12 protein-coding genes are annotated in these 15,751 nt (G+C 62.2%); 2 read left to right on the top strand and 10 right to left on the bottom strand.

Annotation, left to right across the window (positions count from 1 at the left end; genetic code table 11):
* Positions 1 to 143: 143 nt before the first annotated feature.
* The 5 genes from DLM86_RS16225 to DLM86_RS16210 all read right to left on the bottom strand — a co-directional run bounded on the left by DLM86_RS16225 (position 144) and on the right by DLM86_RS16210 (position 5,467).
* Entirely contained in the window at positions 144 to 1,676 is a 1,533-nt protein-coding gene (locus DLM86_RS16225; protein ID WP_110841105.1) for a HEAT repeat domain-containing protein, read from the bottom strand.
* A gap of 142 nt (positions 1,677 to 1,818) precedes the next feature.
* Positions 1,819 to 2,655: an AraC family transcriptional regulator gene (locus DLM86_RS16220; RefSeq protein ID WP_110841104.1), complete on the bottom strand. Its 837-nt coding sequence runs from the start codon at positions 2,653 to 2,655 to the stop codon at positions 1,819 to 1,821.
* Between the two features lie 17 nt (positions 2,656 to 2,672).
* The gene (locus DLM86_RS16215; RefSeq protein WP_110841103.1) at positions 2,673 to 4,211 is read right to left on the bottom strand and encodes a coproporphyrinogen III oxidase; all 1,539 of its coding nucleotides are present in this window, start codon (positions 4,209 to 4,211) and stop codon (positions 2,673 to 2,675) included.
* Between the two features lie 117 nt (positions 4,212 to 4,328).
* On the bottom strand, positions 4,329 to 4,505 hold the full coding sequence (locus tag DLM86_RS32090) for a hypothetical protein (RefSeq protein WP_158289498.1): 177 nt from the start codon (positions 4,503 to 4,505) through the stop codon (positions 4,329 to 4,331).
* Positions 4,506 to 4,654: 149 nt separating this feature from the next.
* Positions 4,655 to 5,467 (bottom strand): ferric iron reductase, encoded by an 813-nt coding sequence (locus DLM86_RS16210; protein ID WP_110841102.1) that lies wholly within the window; start codon positions 5,465 to 5,467, stop codon positions 4,655 to 4,657.
* 264 nt (positions 5,468 to 5,731) lie between these two features.
* On the opposite strand from DLM86_RS16210, the gene DLM86_RS16205 reads away from it, so the two are divergent.
* On the top strand, positions 5,732 to 7,627 hold the full coding sequence (locus tag DLM86_RS16205; RefSeq protein ID WP_245954648.1) for a methyl-accepting chemotaxis protein: 1,896 nt from the start codon (positions 5,732 to 5,734) through the stop codon (positions 7,625 to 7,627).
* Positions 7,628 to 7,688: 61 nt separating this feature from the next.
* On the opposite strand, the gene dtd is transcribed toward DLM86_RS16205, so the two are convergent.
* Positions 7,689 to 8,129 (bottom strand): D-aminoacyl-tRNA deacylase, encoded by a 441-nt coding sequence (gene dtd, locus DLM86_RS16200; RefSeq protein ID WP_110841100.1) that lies wholly within the window; start codon positions 8,127 to 8,129, stop codon positions 7,689 to 7,691.
* Between the two features lie 269 nt (positions 8,130 to 8,398).
* The gene (locus DLM86_RS16195) at positions 8,399 to 10,585 is read right to left on the bottom strand and encodes a RelA/SpoT family protein (RefSeq protein WP_110841099.1); all 2,187 of its coding nucleotides are present in this window, start codon (positions 10,583 to 10,585) and stop codon (positions 8,399 to 8,401) included.
* A gap of 230 nt (positions 10,586 to 10,815) precedes the next feature.
* On the opposite strand from DLM86_RS16195, the gene uraA reads away from it, so the two are divergent.
* Entirely contained in the window at positions 10,816 to 12,090 is a 1,275-nt protein-coding gene (gene uraA, locus DLM86_RS16190) for a uracil permease (RefSeq protein WP_110841098.1), read from the top strand.
* A 214-nt stretch (positions 12,091 to 12,304) separates the two neighbouring features.
* On the opposite strand, the gene DLM86_RS16185 is transcribed toward uraA, so the two are convergent.
* The 3 genes from DLM86_RS16185 to recJ all read right to left on the bottom strand — a co-directional run bounded on the left by DLM86_RS16185 (position 12,305) and on the right by recJ (position 15,721).
* A complete protein-coding gene (locus DLM86_RS16185; RefSeq protein ID WP_110841097.1) occupies positions 12,305 to 12,637 on the bottom strand; it encodes a hypothetical protein in 333 nt (110 codons plus the stop codon).
* A gap of 136 nt (positions 12,638 to 12,773) precedes the next feature.
* Entirely contained in the window at positions 12,774 to 13,286 is a 513-nt protein-coding gene (locus tag DLM86_RS16180; protein ID WP_110841096.1) for an adenine phosphoribosyltransferase, read from the bottom strand.
* Complete coding sequence (recJ, locus tag DLM86_RS16175) at positions 13,283 to 15,721, bottom strand: single-stranded-DNA-specific exonuclease RecJ (RefSeq protein WP_110841095.1); 2,439 nt, start codon at positions 15,719 to 15,721, stop codon at positions 13,283 to 13,285. The genes DLM86_RS16180 and recJ overlap by 4 nt, the downstream gene beginning before the upstream one ends.
* Positions 15,722 to 15,751: the final 30 nt, after the last annotated feature.

Here is a 15,751-nt window from a genome sequence, read left to right as displayed (position 1 = left end):
AAAGTGTACCACACTATTCGTCAAAAAACGAGGCGCCCGGCGGGGGAGGCGCGAGCTGCGGCGCTTCACGTCCCCCCTTCCCCCATAAAAAATCCGGGCCCCCACACGGGAACCCGGATGTCGCCGGCTTGCGCCGCCGCAGCTCAAGGATAAAACGTGCTCGCCGGCGTCGTCGTCGGACACCAGCGGGAGCCGCGCAAAAAGTCGAGCAGCGCCTCCTTCGCGTTCGGCGTGCCGATGTAGTAGAGCGCCTCCGCCGCGTGGGCGCGCACGTAGCGATTGTCGTCGTCCAGCGCCTCGACCAGCGCCGGAACGGCCGCCTCCGCCCGGGCGCCCCACTTCGCGAGCGCCAAGCCCGCCATGAAGCGGACTTGCACGTCCGCATCGCGCAGCGCGCGCGCCAGCGCCGCGACGCCGGCGTCCGCCGCCGCATCGCCGCGGTACGCGCCGACGTTGCCGAGCGCGTCGACCGCCGCTTGGCGCAGCCGCTCCGACGGCCGCTCGAGCAGCGCGGCGAGCGCCCGCACCGCCGGCGCCGACGCGGCCGCGGCCCGCTGCTCGCCGAGCGCGAACGCCGCGCGCGCCGCCGTCTCGTCGCGGTCGCTCGCGAGCGCCGCGAGCAGCCCGCCGAGCGCGGCTTCGCCGGCGACGGCGAGGCCGTACGCGGCGCACCGCGACACGGCCGGCGCGTCGCCGCCGAGCGCGGCGAGCAGCGCCGCGACGCCGGCGTCGCCCATGCGGGCGAGCCCGTACGCCGCGTTCAGCGCCGCCGGCTCGAACGCGTCGGCGAGCGCGCCCGCCAGCGCGGGCACCGCGCCGGCCGCGGCGGCGGCGGGGCCGAGCAGCGCGAGCCGGTCGGCCGCCAGCGTCCGCTCGGCCGCGTCGGCGGAGCGGAGCCGCTCGAGCAGCGCGGCGACGTCGGCACCGCCTCCGTCGACGGCGTCCGCCGCCTCGTCGCGGCCCATGAGCCAACGCCACGCGTCGCGCCACATCGCCTCATGGGCATGCAGCGGCGCTTCGATGGCGGACGGTGATCGCCAGACCGGATCCCGATTGTCCCAGCTCGGTCCGGTCGGCGCCTGCGTGCGCATAAATTCGAACTTGAGCATGAACCGCTCCCGCCCGGCCACGTTCGCCGTCGACCGGTGCCATATATCGTAATGGATGAGCGCGAACGTGCCGGCCGCGCCGGCCGCCGTCACTTCCCCTTCGCTTTCGTCCGAGGCGAACGTCCGGCTTTCGTAGCATTGCGTTCCCGGCATGATCCCGGTCGGCCCGAGCTCGACGGGCGTATCCTGCGGGAAGTACATGATCATCGCCCACCAAGGCCGGTGGTTGCGCATCCGGCTGTACCCCCAATAGCTGTCCTTATGCCAGCCGCCGGGCTTCGGCGAGTTGTTGTAATGGCCGTGCCGGTGCGCATGCATGCTGTAGTCCGGCCCGAGGACGCTCGTCAGCGCCCCTTTCACGACGGGGTGGTCGAACACCTTTTGCAGCTCCCGCACGCGGGGGAGCAAGTTGTTGCCCGGATTGCCCTCCGTCCGGTACACGTCGCTCAGCTGCTCGACGAGCCGCCGGTGGAACGATTCCGGGAAATCCGTCTTCAACAGGACGTACCCTTCCGTAAGAAACTGCCGCATCTGCGCGTCGGTCAACAAGCGCAACCCGTTCTCCATGCCCCATTCCTCCCAATCGATGAAAATCGTCGCTACCCCTTCATCTTACGGGGGAGAGGCGCTTCGGAAAATGGAGGAAGTTCACTTCGGCTTGCACAAAACAAACCCGTTTCGGGCAAACGGACGATACCCGCGAACGCCGCTACTGCATCAGCCGGCGGTATTCCGACGGCGGCAAGCCCGTATGCCGCTTGAACAGGCGGGAGAAATAATACGGCTCCATGCCGACCTGCCGGGCGACGTCCGAGACGGGCGTGCCGGTGGCGGCGAGCAGCGTTTTCGCCTTTTCCAGCTTCAGCCGCAAGATGTACTGGTTCGGGGAAAGCCCGACCAGCTCGCGGAACCGGCGGATGAAATAGTTCGGATGGAAATGGACGAGCTCGGCCAGCTCGTGCACCGTCACGTTCGTGTCCAGATGCCGTTCGATATGCTTCAGCACGACGTTCAAATGCGCAAGCCCGCGATCCTCCCCATCCGGTTGAAACGAGTGGCCGCCGGACAACGCGCCTTCCAAAAACAAGCCGATCATTTCGAGCAGCGCCGCCTTTTGCATCAGCGCGGCCGTGAAGCTCCCGCTCTCGTAATGCGCGATCAGCCTTTCGAACAAGCCGGTCAGCCGGTCGTGATCGTCCACGTCGATAAAATACGGGCCGCCGGTCAGACGGAACAAGTCCGTCTCGCCGATTTTGGCCGTGAAGTGGCACCAATACTTTCCGAAAGCGTTTTCATTAATCGCGTAATACGACTGCTTGACCCCCGCCGGCATGACGAAAAGCTGCCCGGGCCGGGGATGGTACGTCACGCCGTCGATGACGAGACACCCTTCCCCTTCCCGGATATAATACAGCCGGTTGAAATCCGGCACGAAATTCAGCTGCCGCCATTTCATATTCACCTTCGAATAGGCGGCGAACGATACGTGCACCTGCAAGTTTCCGATCAGCCCGCGCAGCCGCGACATCGACTTGGCCGTTTTCATGCGCCGCCCGCCCCCGCTTACCGGCTCGGCGTCAAGCCGTACGCGTCGTCAAGCAGCCGCAGCTTTTTGTCGATATATTCCTTATACGCCTGGTTGTAGACGGAAGGCTCCTTCGGGTTCGGAAACCGCTCGATCTTCTGATGCTCGTTGCCCTCCTCGTCGGTCGTCGCCGGATACAGCACCTTGCTGACCGCACCGCAGCCGAGACCGATGATCGTCTGCCGCTCCTCCATCATGAGGATGTTGTACAGGCTGTCCCGGTCGCCGAGCGCATAGCCGACGTTTTCGAGATTGCCGAGAATGTTTTTTTGCCGGTACATGTAGTACGGATGGTAGCCGTGCTCGTCCATGAACGCGTTCGCCATCTTCATCATGTCGGCGATTTCGTCGCGCTCCGCCACTTCGTACTGGTCGCGGTTTTTCGTCATTTTGGAGGCGCGCTTGAACGACAGCGTATGCACGGTGAGCGATTCCGGCAGCAGCTTCGCCGTTTCGTCGAGCGTATGCTGAAATTCGGGTATGCCTTCGTTCGGCAAGCCGATAATGAGGTCCATGTTGATGTTGTCCATGCCCATCTCGCGCGACAGCTTGAACTTCTCGACCGTCTCCTCGACCGTATGGTGGCGGCCGATCTTGTCGAGCGTCAGCTGCGTGAAGCTTTGCGGGTTGATGCTGATCCGGCCGACGTTCCACTTCTTGAGGACGGCCAGCTTCTCCGGGGTGATCGTGTCGGGACGCCCGGCTTCCACCGTCAGCTCGCGAACTTCGTCCAAGCTCGGCAGCGATTCGCGCATCGTTTCGAACAGCGCGTCGATCTGCTCCGCCGTAATGCTCGTCGGCGTGCCGCCGCCCCAATAGATCGTCGTGATGCGGAGCCCCGCCTGCTTGAGCCAACGGCCGGTTTCGCGGATTTCGTAATGAAGCCCGTCGAGAAACGTGTCGACCGACCCGTTGTTGCCGCGGATGTCATATGCCGGGAACGTGCAGTACGCGCATTTCGTCGGACAAAACGGAATGCCGATATACAGGCTGACCTCGCGGTCGAGCTCGAACAGATCGGGAATAACCGCGAGCTGTCTCTCGGCGATGTCGGCGAGCAGCTTCGCCTTGCCGTCGGTGAGCAGATACTCCTCCTGCAGCTGCCGGACGCTCGCTTCGCGCCCTTGCTTGCGCAGCAAATTGTGCATCAGCTTCGTCGGTCGGACGCCGGTCAGCACGCCCCACGGCTGCTCCAGTCCGGTCGCCTCCTCCAGCACGCGCAGCATGGCGGAGCCGACGACGCGCTTCAGCTCGCGGCGTCGGGCATCGTCCGCGCCGCTTCTCAGAAGGCGGCTCTCGGCATGCGTCCAGCGGCCGCCCGATGCCGGACGCTCGAGCGTCGCCGTGACCGTGGCGCTACCGTCGGCTCCGATCGGCGCAAGCTCGAGCGCAAGCCGCAGCTCGGCGTCGGGATCGTCTCCCCCGACCATGTCGACCTCTTCGAAAAACAGCTTCGCTATATGATAAATGTCCATTTGATAGTCGTCGAATCCGACTCGAAGGCATGCCAGTTTCATCTGTACCTTTCCCTCCCGTTCGTGCTGCCGCAACCGTTGCGACGCCACTAGTGTACCATATTTCGCGGAGGAAAGGCGACAGCCGGGAAAGGGGATGCAGCGGGGGGCTCGTCCGGTTTAGGGGAGAAACGGCTTATGAGGCGCATTGCGGACATGGCTCGGACCGGACGCCCATTCCTGGGACGCTTCGGCGGCGAAACGCTGTCCGCCCATCCCGATCGAATCGGGGACGCCGTTATGCAGCAGTCGGTTGTGCGGATCGAGCACGATCGTTTCTTTTCGGGATCGGCGCATATCGATAGTCTCCTTGGCAGTAATGCGATACTTCACTAGTTTTGCCAACGGAGGCGAAAATAACCGCGCGCGAATGCGAAGAAGCCCCGGCCGAACGGTTGCGATCCGTTCGTCCGCGGCTTTTTTCGACGATCCGCTATTCGATCCGTTTACTTCAACACCGGCACCTTCGCCGGCTCCGGCGCCGCGCTCCGCGCCTGCTCGCGCCGCTCAGCGCGCTCCTTCTCGGTCAGGCGGGGGCACGTGTAGCAGCAGTAGCCGCCCTCCGTCTCGAAAAACCGGCAGCATACGTTTTTCATCCGCACTTGCTTCGACTCGTCCTTCAAATCTTCGAGCCACCGAATCGTTACGTCGAACGGATTGCGTTTCAAGCCGAACGTTTCGGCAGGCAGGCCGCGCTTCACGACCGCGTAATCGTTCTCGATCGTTTCGGCTTCGGCCGTACTCGACGCATGAAGCGTCCACTGCCCGGTATAGTAATTGAACCGGGTCGGGAGCAGTCCCCACAAGTATGGCGCGCTCAGCCCGCCGACCGCCGCGACCGCTTCGATGAGCGGACGGACCGTCTCCGCGTAAAAGCGGGCGAGCTTGCGCGAAAGCCATTCGTCGCGCTCCGCCGCGACGGCCGGCACGTCCTCCTCCGCCAAGCGATTCAGCTTGAACGACAGCGTATATTTGCCGTCCGCCGGGGCCAGTTGGACGGTCAAGTTCGCAAGAGACACGTCCGGCGCTTGTCCGTGTACGGAAATCGCGTACTGCAGCGCGACCGCGACTCCGCTGAAGGCGTTGCAAAAATAGGCGGCGGCCGCCCTACCGTCGAGCGCCTTCATCAAAGGCGCGTAAACGTCCAGCAGCTTCTTCATCGCCGCGGAATCGGTCAGCTCGGACGCGGGCACGGAGCAGACGGCGTTCGGCCGGTCTTCCGTCGTAACGTGATACGGCAGCAGCTTCTCGTAATCCATGAGAACACTTCCTATCTATGGGAACGTCGATCGAAAACATCGTGATACTGATAATCATTATCAGTATATCAGGTTGTGCTGCCGAATGCTACTGCTGCAGCGAACTTTTTCCATCATTCCGCACCGCGGTTTCCATAATCTGATCGTTGTCAAAGCTCGAGATCGCCGAATACACTTGGTGGTGCACCGTTTCGGGGGACTTGAAAGCGGTTGCCGAAAACACGCCGAACGGGGCGGAATAGACGGACCTGCGGGGGGCCGACAATGACAAAAGGATTGGGGGAGCGATCGATCATGTTTATCGTACGCGCAACAATGACCGTCAAGAACAAGCTGATCGTTTCCTTCGCCGCGCTTCTTCTCGTGCCGGGGGTGCTGATCGGGCTGCTGTCGTATCAAAGCGCGAAAAGCAGACTCGAGGAGCAGCTTCTGTTCAGCGCCGGGGAAAACGTCGGCCTGCTGAACGCGACGATCCGCAACGTGATCGAGCCGAAGCTGAACGATGCGAATTTTTTCGCGAAGGAGGTGCACCGCGATCAATTTTCGGGAGCCGGCCGGCAGCTGCTGCAAAACCGGCTGAACCAATACGCGTCGCTTCATCCGGAAATCAAAGGTACATACGTCGGAACGGACGGCGGGGGCATGATCATCTCGCCGGAGCAAACGTTTCCCGAAGGATTCGACCCGCGCAAGCGGCCTTGGTACGAGCGGGCCGTCGGCGAGCCGGGCAAAACCGTCGTCACCGATCCGTACGTCGACGTCTCGGACGGAACCGTCATCGTCACCGTCTCGAAACGGCTGGACGACCGGTCCGGGGTCGTCGCCTTCGACTTGAACCTGCAAAAGCTGACCGACATCGTGAAGCAGGTCAAAATCGGCAAGGACGGCTACCCGTTTCTGATGGATCGAAACGGCAACTACTTGGTCCATCCGGACTTTGAGAGCGGCTCCGGTGCGAAGGAGGAATGGACTCGCGGACTGTACGCGCAGCCGACGGGACAATTCGAATACGAAACCGGCGGCGAGAAGCGGGAGCTGGCGTTTATGACGAACGAGCTGACCGGCTGGAAAATCGTCGGGACGATGTCCGCCCGCGAGGTGGAGCAAGCGGCCGAGGCGATTTTCGTCACGACCGCGCTCGTCGTGGCGATCGCCATCGCCGCCGGCGCCGTCGTCGTCTTCGTCATTTTGAGGTCGATCCTGCGGCCGCTCAACCGGCTCATCCAAGCGTCGGAGAAAGTCGGGCAAGGCGATTTGACCGAACGGTCGAACATTCGGACCCGCGATGAATTCGGCCGGCTCGGCCAATCGTTCGACCGGATGGCGGATTCGCTCAGCGGACTGCTCGCCGAGGTGAACGACACGTCCAGCCTGCTCGCGGCGTCGTCCGAGCAGCTGAGCGCGAGCGCCGATCAGAACAGCCGGGCCAGCGAGCAAATCGCAGGTACGATCAACGAGGTGGCCGTCGGCGCGAGAAGCATCGCCGACAGCGGACAGTCGGTGTCCGCCGCCGCCCGCGACACGTCGGACCAGGCCGGGAACGGCCAGCGCGAAATCGAGAACGTCATCCGGCAAATGAACTCGATCAACGAGAAGGTGTCGGGCCTCGGCCTTGCCGTTCAAGGGCTCGGCGCCCGGTCCGAGGAAATCGGACAAATCGTCGATGCGATCCGGGACATCGCCGATCAGACGAATCTGCTCGCGCTGAACGCGGCGATCGAGGCGGCCCGGGCCGGCGAGCACGGCAAAGGGTTCGCCGTCGTCGCGGAGGAGGTGCGCAAGCTGGCGGAGCAATCGTCCGACTCGACGGGCCGTATTACGCAGCTGATCCATGCGATCCAGAGCGAAACCGCCTCCGTCGTCGAGTCAATGCAGGCGGCCGTACGGGAAGTCGACAACGGCATCCGGCTGGCGGACGTCTCCGGCGAGACGTTCCGGCTCATCCGCCAATCGGTCGCCGGCGTAGTCGAGCAGATCGGCAGCGTGTCCGGCGCGAGCCGGGATATCGCCGCGGCGACCGGGGAGGTATCGGCGGCGACGGAGCAGCAGATGGCTTCGATGGAAGAAATCGCGGCGTCGGCGGCGACGTTGGAACGAATCGCCGAGCAGCTGCAGCAGCTGCTCGGCCAATTCAAAATCCGCTCGGATCGCTCCGCTTGATCCCGCGCGAACGGCAAAAACGGCCCTGTCTCCTACCGCGAGACAGGGCCGTTCGTATCGTTCACCGGCTTTCCACGATAAGCGTAACCGGTCCGTCGTTCGTCAATCGCACGTCCATCATCGCGCCGAAGACGCCGGTCTCGACGCGAAGCCCTTGCTCGCGCAGCAGCGCGTTGAACGTTTCGTACAGCGGCTTCGCCTGCTCGGGACGGGCGGCCGCCATGAAGTTCGGCCGCTTTCCTTTGCGCGTATCGCCGTACAGCGTAAACTGCGACACCGACAAGATCGCGCCGCCGACGTCGGCTACGGACAAGTTCATCTTGCCTTCCTCGTCCTCGAAGATGCGCAGCCCGGCCACCTTCTCGGCCAAATACCGGGCGTCCTGCTCCGTATCGTCGTGCGTGACGCCGACGAGCAGCACGAGCCCGCCCACGATCCGGCCGACGCTCTCGCCGTCGACCGTTACGCTCGCTTCCTTGCTTCTCTGTACGACCACTCTCATCCTGTCTTGTCCCCTTCCCCTGCCCGGACGTTGATTCGATTTACGCTTGCAGACGAGAAAAGAGAAAAGGAAACGCCAAAGGATGCAACGCATACGGCGGAGAGTTTACGTCCCGCCTTGAAGCCGGGCTCTCTCCTTCCGGCATGCAAGGAACCCGGTTTCAACAGCGGGCGCAGCGTATGCTTGCATCCTGCCCCGAACAACTTCTTCTCTTTTCGGGCGCTTCCGCTTTGGACGTTTCGCCGCTTTTTCGAGCTTCCCCGCCCGCCTCAGCTTTGCATAATCCGCTGAACCGAATACACGTCCTTCACGCGCTTGATTTTTTCGACCACCGACTGCAAATGATCGATATTTTTGATCAAAATCGTCATATGGATCGTCGCCATTTTGTTTTTGTCCGAACGTCCCGATACGGCCGAGATGACCGTCTTGCTTTCGGATACGGCCTGCAGCACCTCGTTCAGGAAGGCGCGGCGGTCGTGCCCGGTAATCTCGATCTCGACGTGGTAGTTCGCCTCCACCGCCGTCTCCCATTCGACGTCGATCATCCGGTTCTGGTCGTCCTGATCCCCGCACGGAATGTTCGTACAGTCGCCGCGGTGTACCGATACCCCGCGCCCGCGCGTGATGTAGCCGATGATGTCGTCGCCGGGAACCGGGTTGCAGCAGCGGGCGAACCGAACGAGCAGGTTGTCGACGCCCTTCACCCGGACGCCGTGCGTCGGCCGGCTTTTCTTCTCCGTCGACGCCTTCACTTCCTTCACTTCGTTCGTAAGCTCGAGCGCGTGCGCCTGCGCTTCCTCGTTCTCGCGGCGCAGCTTGTCCGTCAGCCGCGTGCATATTTGCGCCGCCGTAATGCCGCCGAAGCCGACCGCCGACATCATGTCCTCGATGTCGTTGAAGTTGAACTTCTTCGCGACCTCCTGCAGGTTGTCCTCGGTCATGACCGACGGAGGCTCGAGACCGAGCCGCTTCAGCTCGCGCTCGACCGCGTCCTTGCCTTTCTGGACGTTCTCCTCGCGCTTCTCCTTCTTGAACCATTGCTTGATTTTGCTGCGGGCGTGCGACGACTGCGCGATTTTGACCCAGTCCTGGCTCGGCCCGTACGAATGCTTGGACGTCAAAATCTCGACGATATCGCCCGTTCCCAGCTTGTAGTCAAGCGGGACGATGCGGCCGTTCACCTTGGCGCCGACGGTCCGGTTGCCGATCTCGGTATGGATCCGGTACGCGAAGTCGAGCGGCACCGAACCGGCCGGCAGCTCGATCACTTCGCCCTTCGGCGTGAAGACGAAGACGAGATCGGAGAAGAAGTCCATCTTGAGCGATTCCATGAACTCCGCCGCGTCGCGCGTCTCCTCCTGGAGCTCGAGAATTTCCCGGAAAAAGTTCATCTTGTCGCCGAAGCCGCCGGCCGGCACCGCCGAGCCTTCCTTGTACGCCCAGTGGGCGGCGATGCCGAACTCGGACGTCTTGTGCATCTCCCACGTCCGGATCTGCACCTCGAGCGGCTCGCCGCTCGGTCCGACGACCGTCGTATGAAGCGACTGGTACATATTCGGCTTCGGCATCGCGATATAGTCCTTGAACCGTCCCGGCATCGGCTTCCACAGCGTATGAATGATGCCGAGCGTGGCATAGCAGTCTTTAATGTTGTCGACGATGACGCGGATGGCGAGCAGGTCGTAAATTTCGTTGAACTGCTTGTTTTTCGACGTCATCTTTTTGTAAATGCTATAAATATGTTTAGGCCGTCCGGAAATGTCGCCTTCGATCCCCATCTCGCCGAGCTTGCCGCGGATGTTGCCGATAATTTCTTCGATATATTTCTCGCGCTCGGCCCGCTTCTTCTGCATCAGGTTGACGATCCGGTAATATTGCTGCGGGTTCAAATAGCGGAGGGCGATGTCCTCCATCTCCCACTTGATCGCGGAAATCCCGAGCCGGTGGGCGATCGGGCAAAAAATTTCCAGCGTTTCGTCCGCGATGCGCCGCTGCGCCTCCTCCGACTGGAATTTGAGCGTGCGCATATTATGAAGCCGGTCGGCCAGCTTGATCAGAATGACGCGGATGTCCTGGGCCATCGCCACGAACATTTTGCGGTAGTTTTCGTTTTGCTGCTCTTCCTTCGACTTGAACTTGATTTTTTCCAGCTTCGTAAGGCCGTCGACGAGCATGGCGCACGTACGGCCGAAATGCTTCTCGACCGCCTCGAGCGATACGGTCGTATCCTCGACGACATCGTGCAGCAGGGCGGCGATGACCGAGGTGACATCCATCTGCATGTTCACCAAAATTTCGGCAACCGCAAGCGGATGCAAAATATACGGCTCTCCCGATTTGCGCACTTGCCCGTGATGGGCTTGATCGGCGAAATCGTACGCTTCGCGGATTTTGACGAGGTCGCTCTGTTTCAAGTAAGTCGCCGCGCGTTCCAGTAACTGCTCAATGCCCATCGCTTTTGTACCTTCTCCTGCTCATCTTTCGTTTTCTCTCCATTATGCCTTTGAATGGGGGCCGGCGTCAACTGGAATGGGGAACCGCAGGTCAACGCGCTCTAGCGTTTCATCGCGTTCCGTCCCCGAACGGTTTTGCAGGAAAATACTATGCAGCTTCGACACGTTTCTGGTATTCTATTTGTTGGCATTTCAACGTTTCGACAAAATACCGCAAAAGGGGAGTTTCCATGCAGCAACGCGTCATTCAAGTGGACGAGCGTCCGCCGCTCGCCAAAAGCATTCCGCTCGGCCTGCAGCACTTGTTCGCCATGTTCGGCTCGACCGTCCTCGTGCCGTTCCTGTTCAAGGTCGATCCGGCCACCATCCTGCTCATGAACGGCATCGGGACGCTGCTGTACCTGGTGTTGTGCGGGTGGAAAATTCCCGCGTATCTCGGCTCCAGCTTCGCCTTCATCTCCCCCGTCTTCGTCGTGCTCGGGTCGAAGGGCTATAACGCGGCGCTCGGCGGCTTCATCGTCGTCGGCATCGTCTTCGTCCTGTTCGCCCTGCTCATCCGCTCGGTCGGGACGCGCTGGATCGACGTCGTCTTCCCGCCGGCGGCCATGGGCGCCATCGTCGCCGTCATCGGGCTCGAGCTCGTGCCGGTCGCGGCGCAGATGGCGGGCTGGATCCCGCCAACGGACGCCGCCCCGGATTGGAAGATCGATCCGACGGCCGTCACCGTCTCCGTCGTCACGCTTCTGATCACGATATTGGGGCAGTCGATGTTCCGCGGGTTCATGAAAATTATCCCGATCCTGATCGGCATCGTCGTCGGCTATGCGCTGGCCGCTACGCTCGGCATCGTCGACTTCGGCAAAGTGTCCGAGGCGTCCTGGCTCGCTTTCCCGACCTTCTACGCCCCGTCTTGGGACTGGGCCAGCATCGTCGTCATCCTGCCCGCCGCGCTCGTCGTCATCGCCGAGCATATCGGCCACTTGATCGTCACGGGTAACATCGTCGGCAAAGATTTGACGAAATCGCCCGGCCTCGATCGTTCGCTGCTCGGCAACGGCATCTCGACGATCTTGTCCGGCTTCGTCGGCTCGACGCCGAATACGACGTACGGCGAGAACATCGGCGTCCTCGCCATCACGCGCGTCTATTCGACCCGGGTGCTCGGCCTCGCCGCCGTCTTCGCCATCGTGCTGTCGTTCGTCGGCAAGCTGGCCGCCTTGATCAACACGATTCCGCAGCCGGTCATGGGCGGCATCTCGCTCTTGCTGTTCGGCGTCATCGCCGCCTCCGGCATCCGGATGCTCGTCGAGAGCAAGGTCGATTACGCCAAGCCGACGAACTTGATCCTGACGACCGTCGTGCTCGTCATCGGCATCAGCGGAGCGAAGCTGACGATGGGCAGCTTCGAGCTGAAAGGGATGGCGCTCGCCACCGTCGTCGCGATCGTGCTCAGCCTGTTCTTTAAGCTGAGCGAACTGATCGGCCTGTCGAACGACAAAGATTGACAGCCGCGGCAAAAAACCCGGTTCGTTCTCCAAGAGCGAACCGGGTCTTTTGTCTGATCGACGCCTTACTTAACCCCATTAATCAACACTATTTCCCGGAAAATATCGACCGCATCTCCGCACTATGCCCCCAAGCTGCCGGACTCGACCTTTACCGGAATTTATCCGGTAATAGAAAAAGAAGCGCGGCGTTTCGCCTGCGCTCCTTTTCCGCTTATTGATATTGCTGTCCGTAGTATCCCGTCGAACCGTTCCGGGACGACTCGGCGATGCCGACCGCCTGCGCTTCCTGCTGAAGCTGGTTGCACAGCTGCACCGCATGCTGCATGTGTTGAATGGCCGTCTGATGGCCGTGAAGCGCCTGCTGGATCATTTGGACCGCTTGCCGCTCGCGTTGAGCCAGCTGCTCCAGCTGAATCGCGTTTTGCTGCTCCTGGCGCATCATTTGCTCGTACATCATGCTCGCCTGCTGCGTTTGCTGCGTCAGCTGCTGGATGATTTGCTCGCATTGTTGAATACGGCCGGACAAGTTCGCGTTGTTGTACATGGATACCTCCGGATAAGTGGGATGGTGGGTTGCAACCCCCATTAGGTTGCTTCGTTCTCTGCCGGATACTCGCGGTAACGTCTGGGTGGTTACGTCCTTTCGTCCGACTCCCGGAGCGATTGTCGATTGCGAACGATCAATATTGAACGAGCGACAGGACGTCGATGCCTTCCAGCTTGTCTTTGCCGTTCAAGTACGTCAGCTCGATCAAAAACGCCGCACCGACGATATCCCCGCCTAGCTGGCGAATGAGATTGATCGTCGTGGAAATCGTCCCGCCGGTAGCGAGCAAATCGTCCGCGATCAGCACCTTTTGCCCCGGCCGGATCGAATCTTTGTGCATGGCCAGCTTATCTTTGCCGTACTCCAGATCGTAGCCGGCTTCGATCGTTTCGCCGGGCAGCTTGCCGCTTTTGCGGATCGGCACGAAGCCGACGCCGAGCGCATAGGCGAGCGGTGCGCCGATGACGAAGCCGCGCGCCTCCGGACCGGCCACGAGATCGATCCCTTGGCCGCGGTAATGGTTTGCCAAACGATCGATCACTTCCTTGTACACCGGTCCGTTGTTCAGCAGCGTCGTGATGTCCTTGAACCGGATGCCCGGCTGCGGGAAGTCGGGGACGACCCGAATGTGCTCCTTGAGATTCATCCTGTTACCTCCATCGTTCGTTTCGGATTAAAAGCGAGACGGGCGGAAACCCATTCTCCCAGCTGTCGGGCGTTGGAATAGACGAGCGTCTGCTCGACCTCGGTACGGGCGAGACGGCTTCGGTAAGCGGGCGACTCGGTCAAATCCCGCTTCTTCGGCGTTGCGGCGACCCGGTAAACGCCGTCGGCGTTCGTAATAAACTCCAGCTCCTCGAACACTTGCAGCATAAAGCGGATCAGTCCGTCGGAAAGCCCGGCCTTGCGGCGAATCGGCTCGAGGAACGAGGCGCCGCCGGCCTCCCAGCTTCCTTTGTGCAGCACCGCCTGGTAAATCGCCTTGAACGCCTCTCTCGAAGGCACGGTGGCGTAATCGCGGTCCCAATCGCCGAAATAAACGTACACCCGCTTCGCCCGGCAATGGCCGAGCGCGTTCTCCAGGCTGGCGAGCTTATCCGGCATCGACAGGAGCAGCACGTCGTCCGCCTCGGCGAAACGACCGGCTCTCGCCTCCGCGTTCAACGGCAGCACGCCGGCACGCTCGTCCAGCGCCCACAAGCCGCAGCCGATCCGGTCCGGATCGAGCAGGCGGGTCGGCGAGCCGGTCTCGACGACGATCGCCGCCGGACCGGCATCGCGCTCCCCGTCCTGCTCCCGGATAAAGGCGGTCACCTCGCCGAACTTGTCGACCGCCTGCTTGACGCCGCGCCAATCGAACACCTGGGCGTGCGGGATGCGCATATCCTGGATGACGATTTGCGGCTTGCGGACGCCGTTCCATTCGTTGATGCCGAGCTCGCCCAGCACGTCGACCTTCGCGGTCGCCGATATGAGCTCGAGCAGAGGGCCCTTGCCGAAGCCGATCGCCTCCACGGGGGGGGAGGATGCAGCGGCGTCCTCGTCCGCGAGCGTCAGCTTCATATGCTGCCGCTCTCTTCCGAGCGCCCGCTTGTCCTGAACGCTCAATCCGTTCAGGACGAACCGCGGAGCCGGGTTGCCCATCCCGAACGGGGCGAGCGATTCGATTTGGCGGATGCACTCGACGGTGACGTCGGCCAGCTCGAATTCGCCGTCGGCATGCTGGACCGGGACGAAGTCGTCGGCCGTCAGCCACTCCTCGGCCAGCCGGTTCAGCCTCTCGCGAAATTCGCCGATCCGGTCCCGGTGGACGGTCATGCCCGCGGCCGCTTGATGCCCGCCGTAATGGTCGAGCAAATCGGCGCAGCTGGTCAGCGCCCGATACAAGTCGAAGCCGGGAATCGATCGCGCCGATCCTTTCGCCTTGCCGGTTTCCGGATCGATGCCGAGCACGATGACGGGCCGGTAAAACCGTTCCAGCAGCTTCGCCGCCACGATGCCGATCACCCCGACGTTCCACCCTTCGGCCGCGACGACGACGACGTTGGCATTGGCCCCCGCTTCTTCTTGCGCCATGCGGGCCAACGCGTCCTGTGTCATCTCCTCCACGATGCGCTGCCTTTCCTTGTTCAGCTCGTCGAGCGAAAACGCGATCCGATCCGCCTCGTCGCGGTCGTCGGTCGTCAGGAGCCGCACCGCGTCTCCCGCATGATCGAGCCGGCCGCTGGCGTTAATGCGCGGAGCGAGCGAATAAGCGAGGTGCGTCGCCGTCACTTCCTTGCCGGAAATGCCGGACGCTTCCAGCAGCGCGACGATGCCGACATAGCCGCTCGACTGCATCCGCTCGAGCCCGAGCTTCACGATCGCACGGTTCTCGCCGGTGAGCGGCATCAAATCGGCCACGGTTCCGACGGCGGCGATTTCGAGCAGCGATTCCGGGAGCGTCCCGAAGAGGGCGTGCGCCAGCTTGAAGGCGACGCCGACGCCGGCCAGCTGCTTGTACGGATACGGACAGCCCGGCTTTTTCGGGTTGAGAACGGCAACGGCCTCGGGAAGCAGCTCCGGAGGCTCGTGGTGGTCGGTTACGATGACGTCGATGCCGAGACCGGCGGCATGGGCGACCTGCTCCCGGGCGCTGATCCCGGTATCGACGGTAATTAACAGCGATACGCCGCTTTGCTTCGCGAGATCGATCGCGTTCGCGTTCAGGCCGTATCCTTCGTTGGCCCGGTGCGGTATGTAATAGTCGAAATCGGCGCCGAGCCGACGGAACGCATGCACCATCAGCGACGTGCTGCTCACTCCGTCGGCGTCGTAATCGCCGTATATGCGTATTTTCTCTCCGCGGTCGAGCGCGCTGCGAATTCGCGCGACCGCCGCGTCCATCCCGTCCAGCAGAAACGGATCGTGAAAATGATCGTTTCCGCCGTGAAGAAAGAGCTGCGCTTCCCGGACGTCGGTTACGCCCCGGGCGACGAGCATGCGCGCGACGACGGGATGAAGCTTGAGCTCCCGGGCGAGCGACTCCGCGGCCGCCGCGTCGCTCTCGTTCATGTTCCATCTCGCTTTCGAATGAAGCACTCCGCACCCCCACCTCATAGTCTCTCGATG

It is taken from the genome of Paenibacillus flagellatus, assembly GCF_003217775.1.
Lineage (GTDB): Bacteria > Bacillota > Bacilli > Paenibacillales > NBRC-103111 > Paenibacillus_AB > Paenibacillus_AB flagellatus.
This window is presented reverse-complemented; position numbering and strand designations above follow the sequence as displayed.

What these genes read in the sequence shown, in the direction of transcription:
- dtd (WP_110841100.1), bottom strand. Translation starts at nt 8,129, where the DNA reads ATGAGAGTGGTCGTACAGAGAAGCAAGGAAGCGAGCGTAACGGTCGAC.
- DLM86_RS16225 (WP_110841105.1), bottom strand. Translation starts at nt 1,676, where the DNA reads ATGGAGAACGGGTTGCGCTTGTTGACCGACGCGCAGATGCGGCAGTTT.
- DLM86_RS16220 (WP_110841104.1), bottom strand. Translation starts at nt 2,655, where the DNA reads ATGAAAACGGCCAAGTCGATGTCGCGGCTGCGCGGGCTGATCGGAAAC.
- DLM86_RS16210 (WP_110841102.1), bottom strand. Translation starts at nt 5,467, where the DNA reads ATGGATTACGAGAAGCTGCTGCCGTATCACGTTACGACGGAAGACCGG.
- DLM86_RS16180 (WP_110841096.1), bottom strand. Translation starts at nt 13,286, where the DNA reads ATGAATCTCAAGGAGCACATTCGGGTCGTCCCCGACTTCCCGCAGCCG.
- DLM86_RS32090 (WP_158289498.1), bottom strand. Translation starts at nt 4,505, where the DNA reads ATGCGCCGATCCCGAAAAGAAACGATCGTGCTCGATCCGCACAACCGA.
- DLM86_RS16205 (WP_245954648.1), top strand. Translation starts at nt 5,732, where the DNA reads ATGACAAAAGGATTGGGGGAGCGATCGATCATGTTTATCGTACGCGCA.
- DLM86_RS16195 (WP_110841099.1), bottom strand. Translation starts at nt 10,585, where the DNA reads ATGGGCATTGAGCAGTTACTGGAACGCGCGGCGACTTACTTGAAACAG.
- DLM86_RS16215 (WP_110841103.1), bottom strand. Translation starts at nt 4,211, where the DNA reads ATGAAACTGGCATGCCTTCGAGTCGGATTCGACGACTATCAAATGGAC.
- uraA (WP_110841098.1), top strand. Translation starts at nt 10,816, where the DNA reads ATGCAGCAACGCGTCATTCAAGTGGACGAGCGTCCGCCGCTCGCCAAA.
- DLM86_RS16185 (WP_110841097.1), bottom strand. Translation starts at nt 12,637, where the DNA reads ATGTACAACAACGCGAACTTGTCCGGCCGTATTCAACAATGCGAGCAA.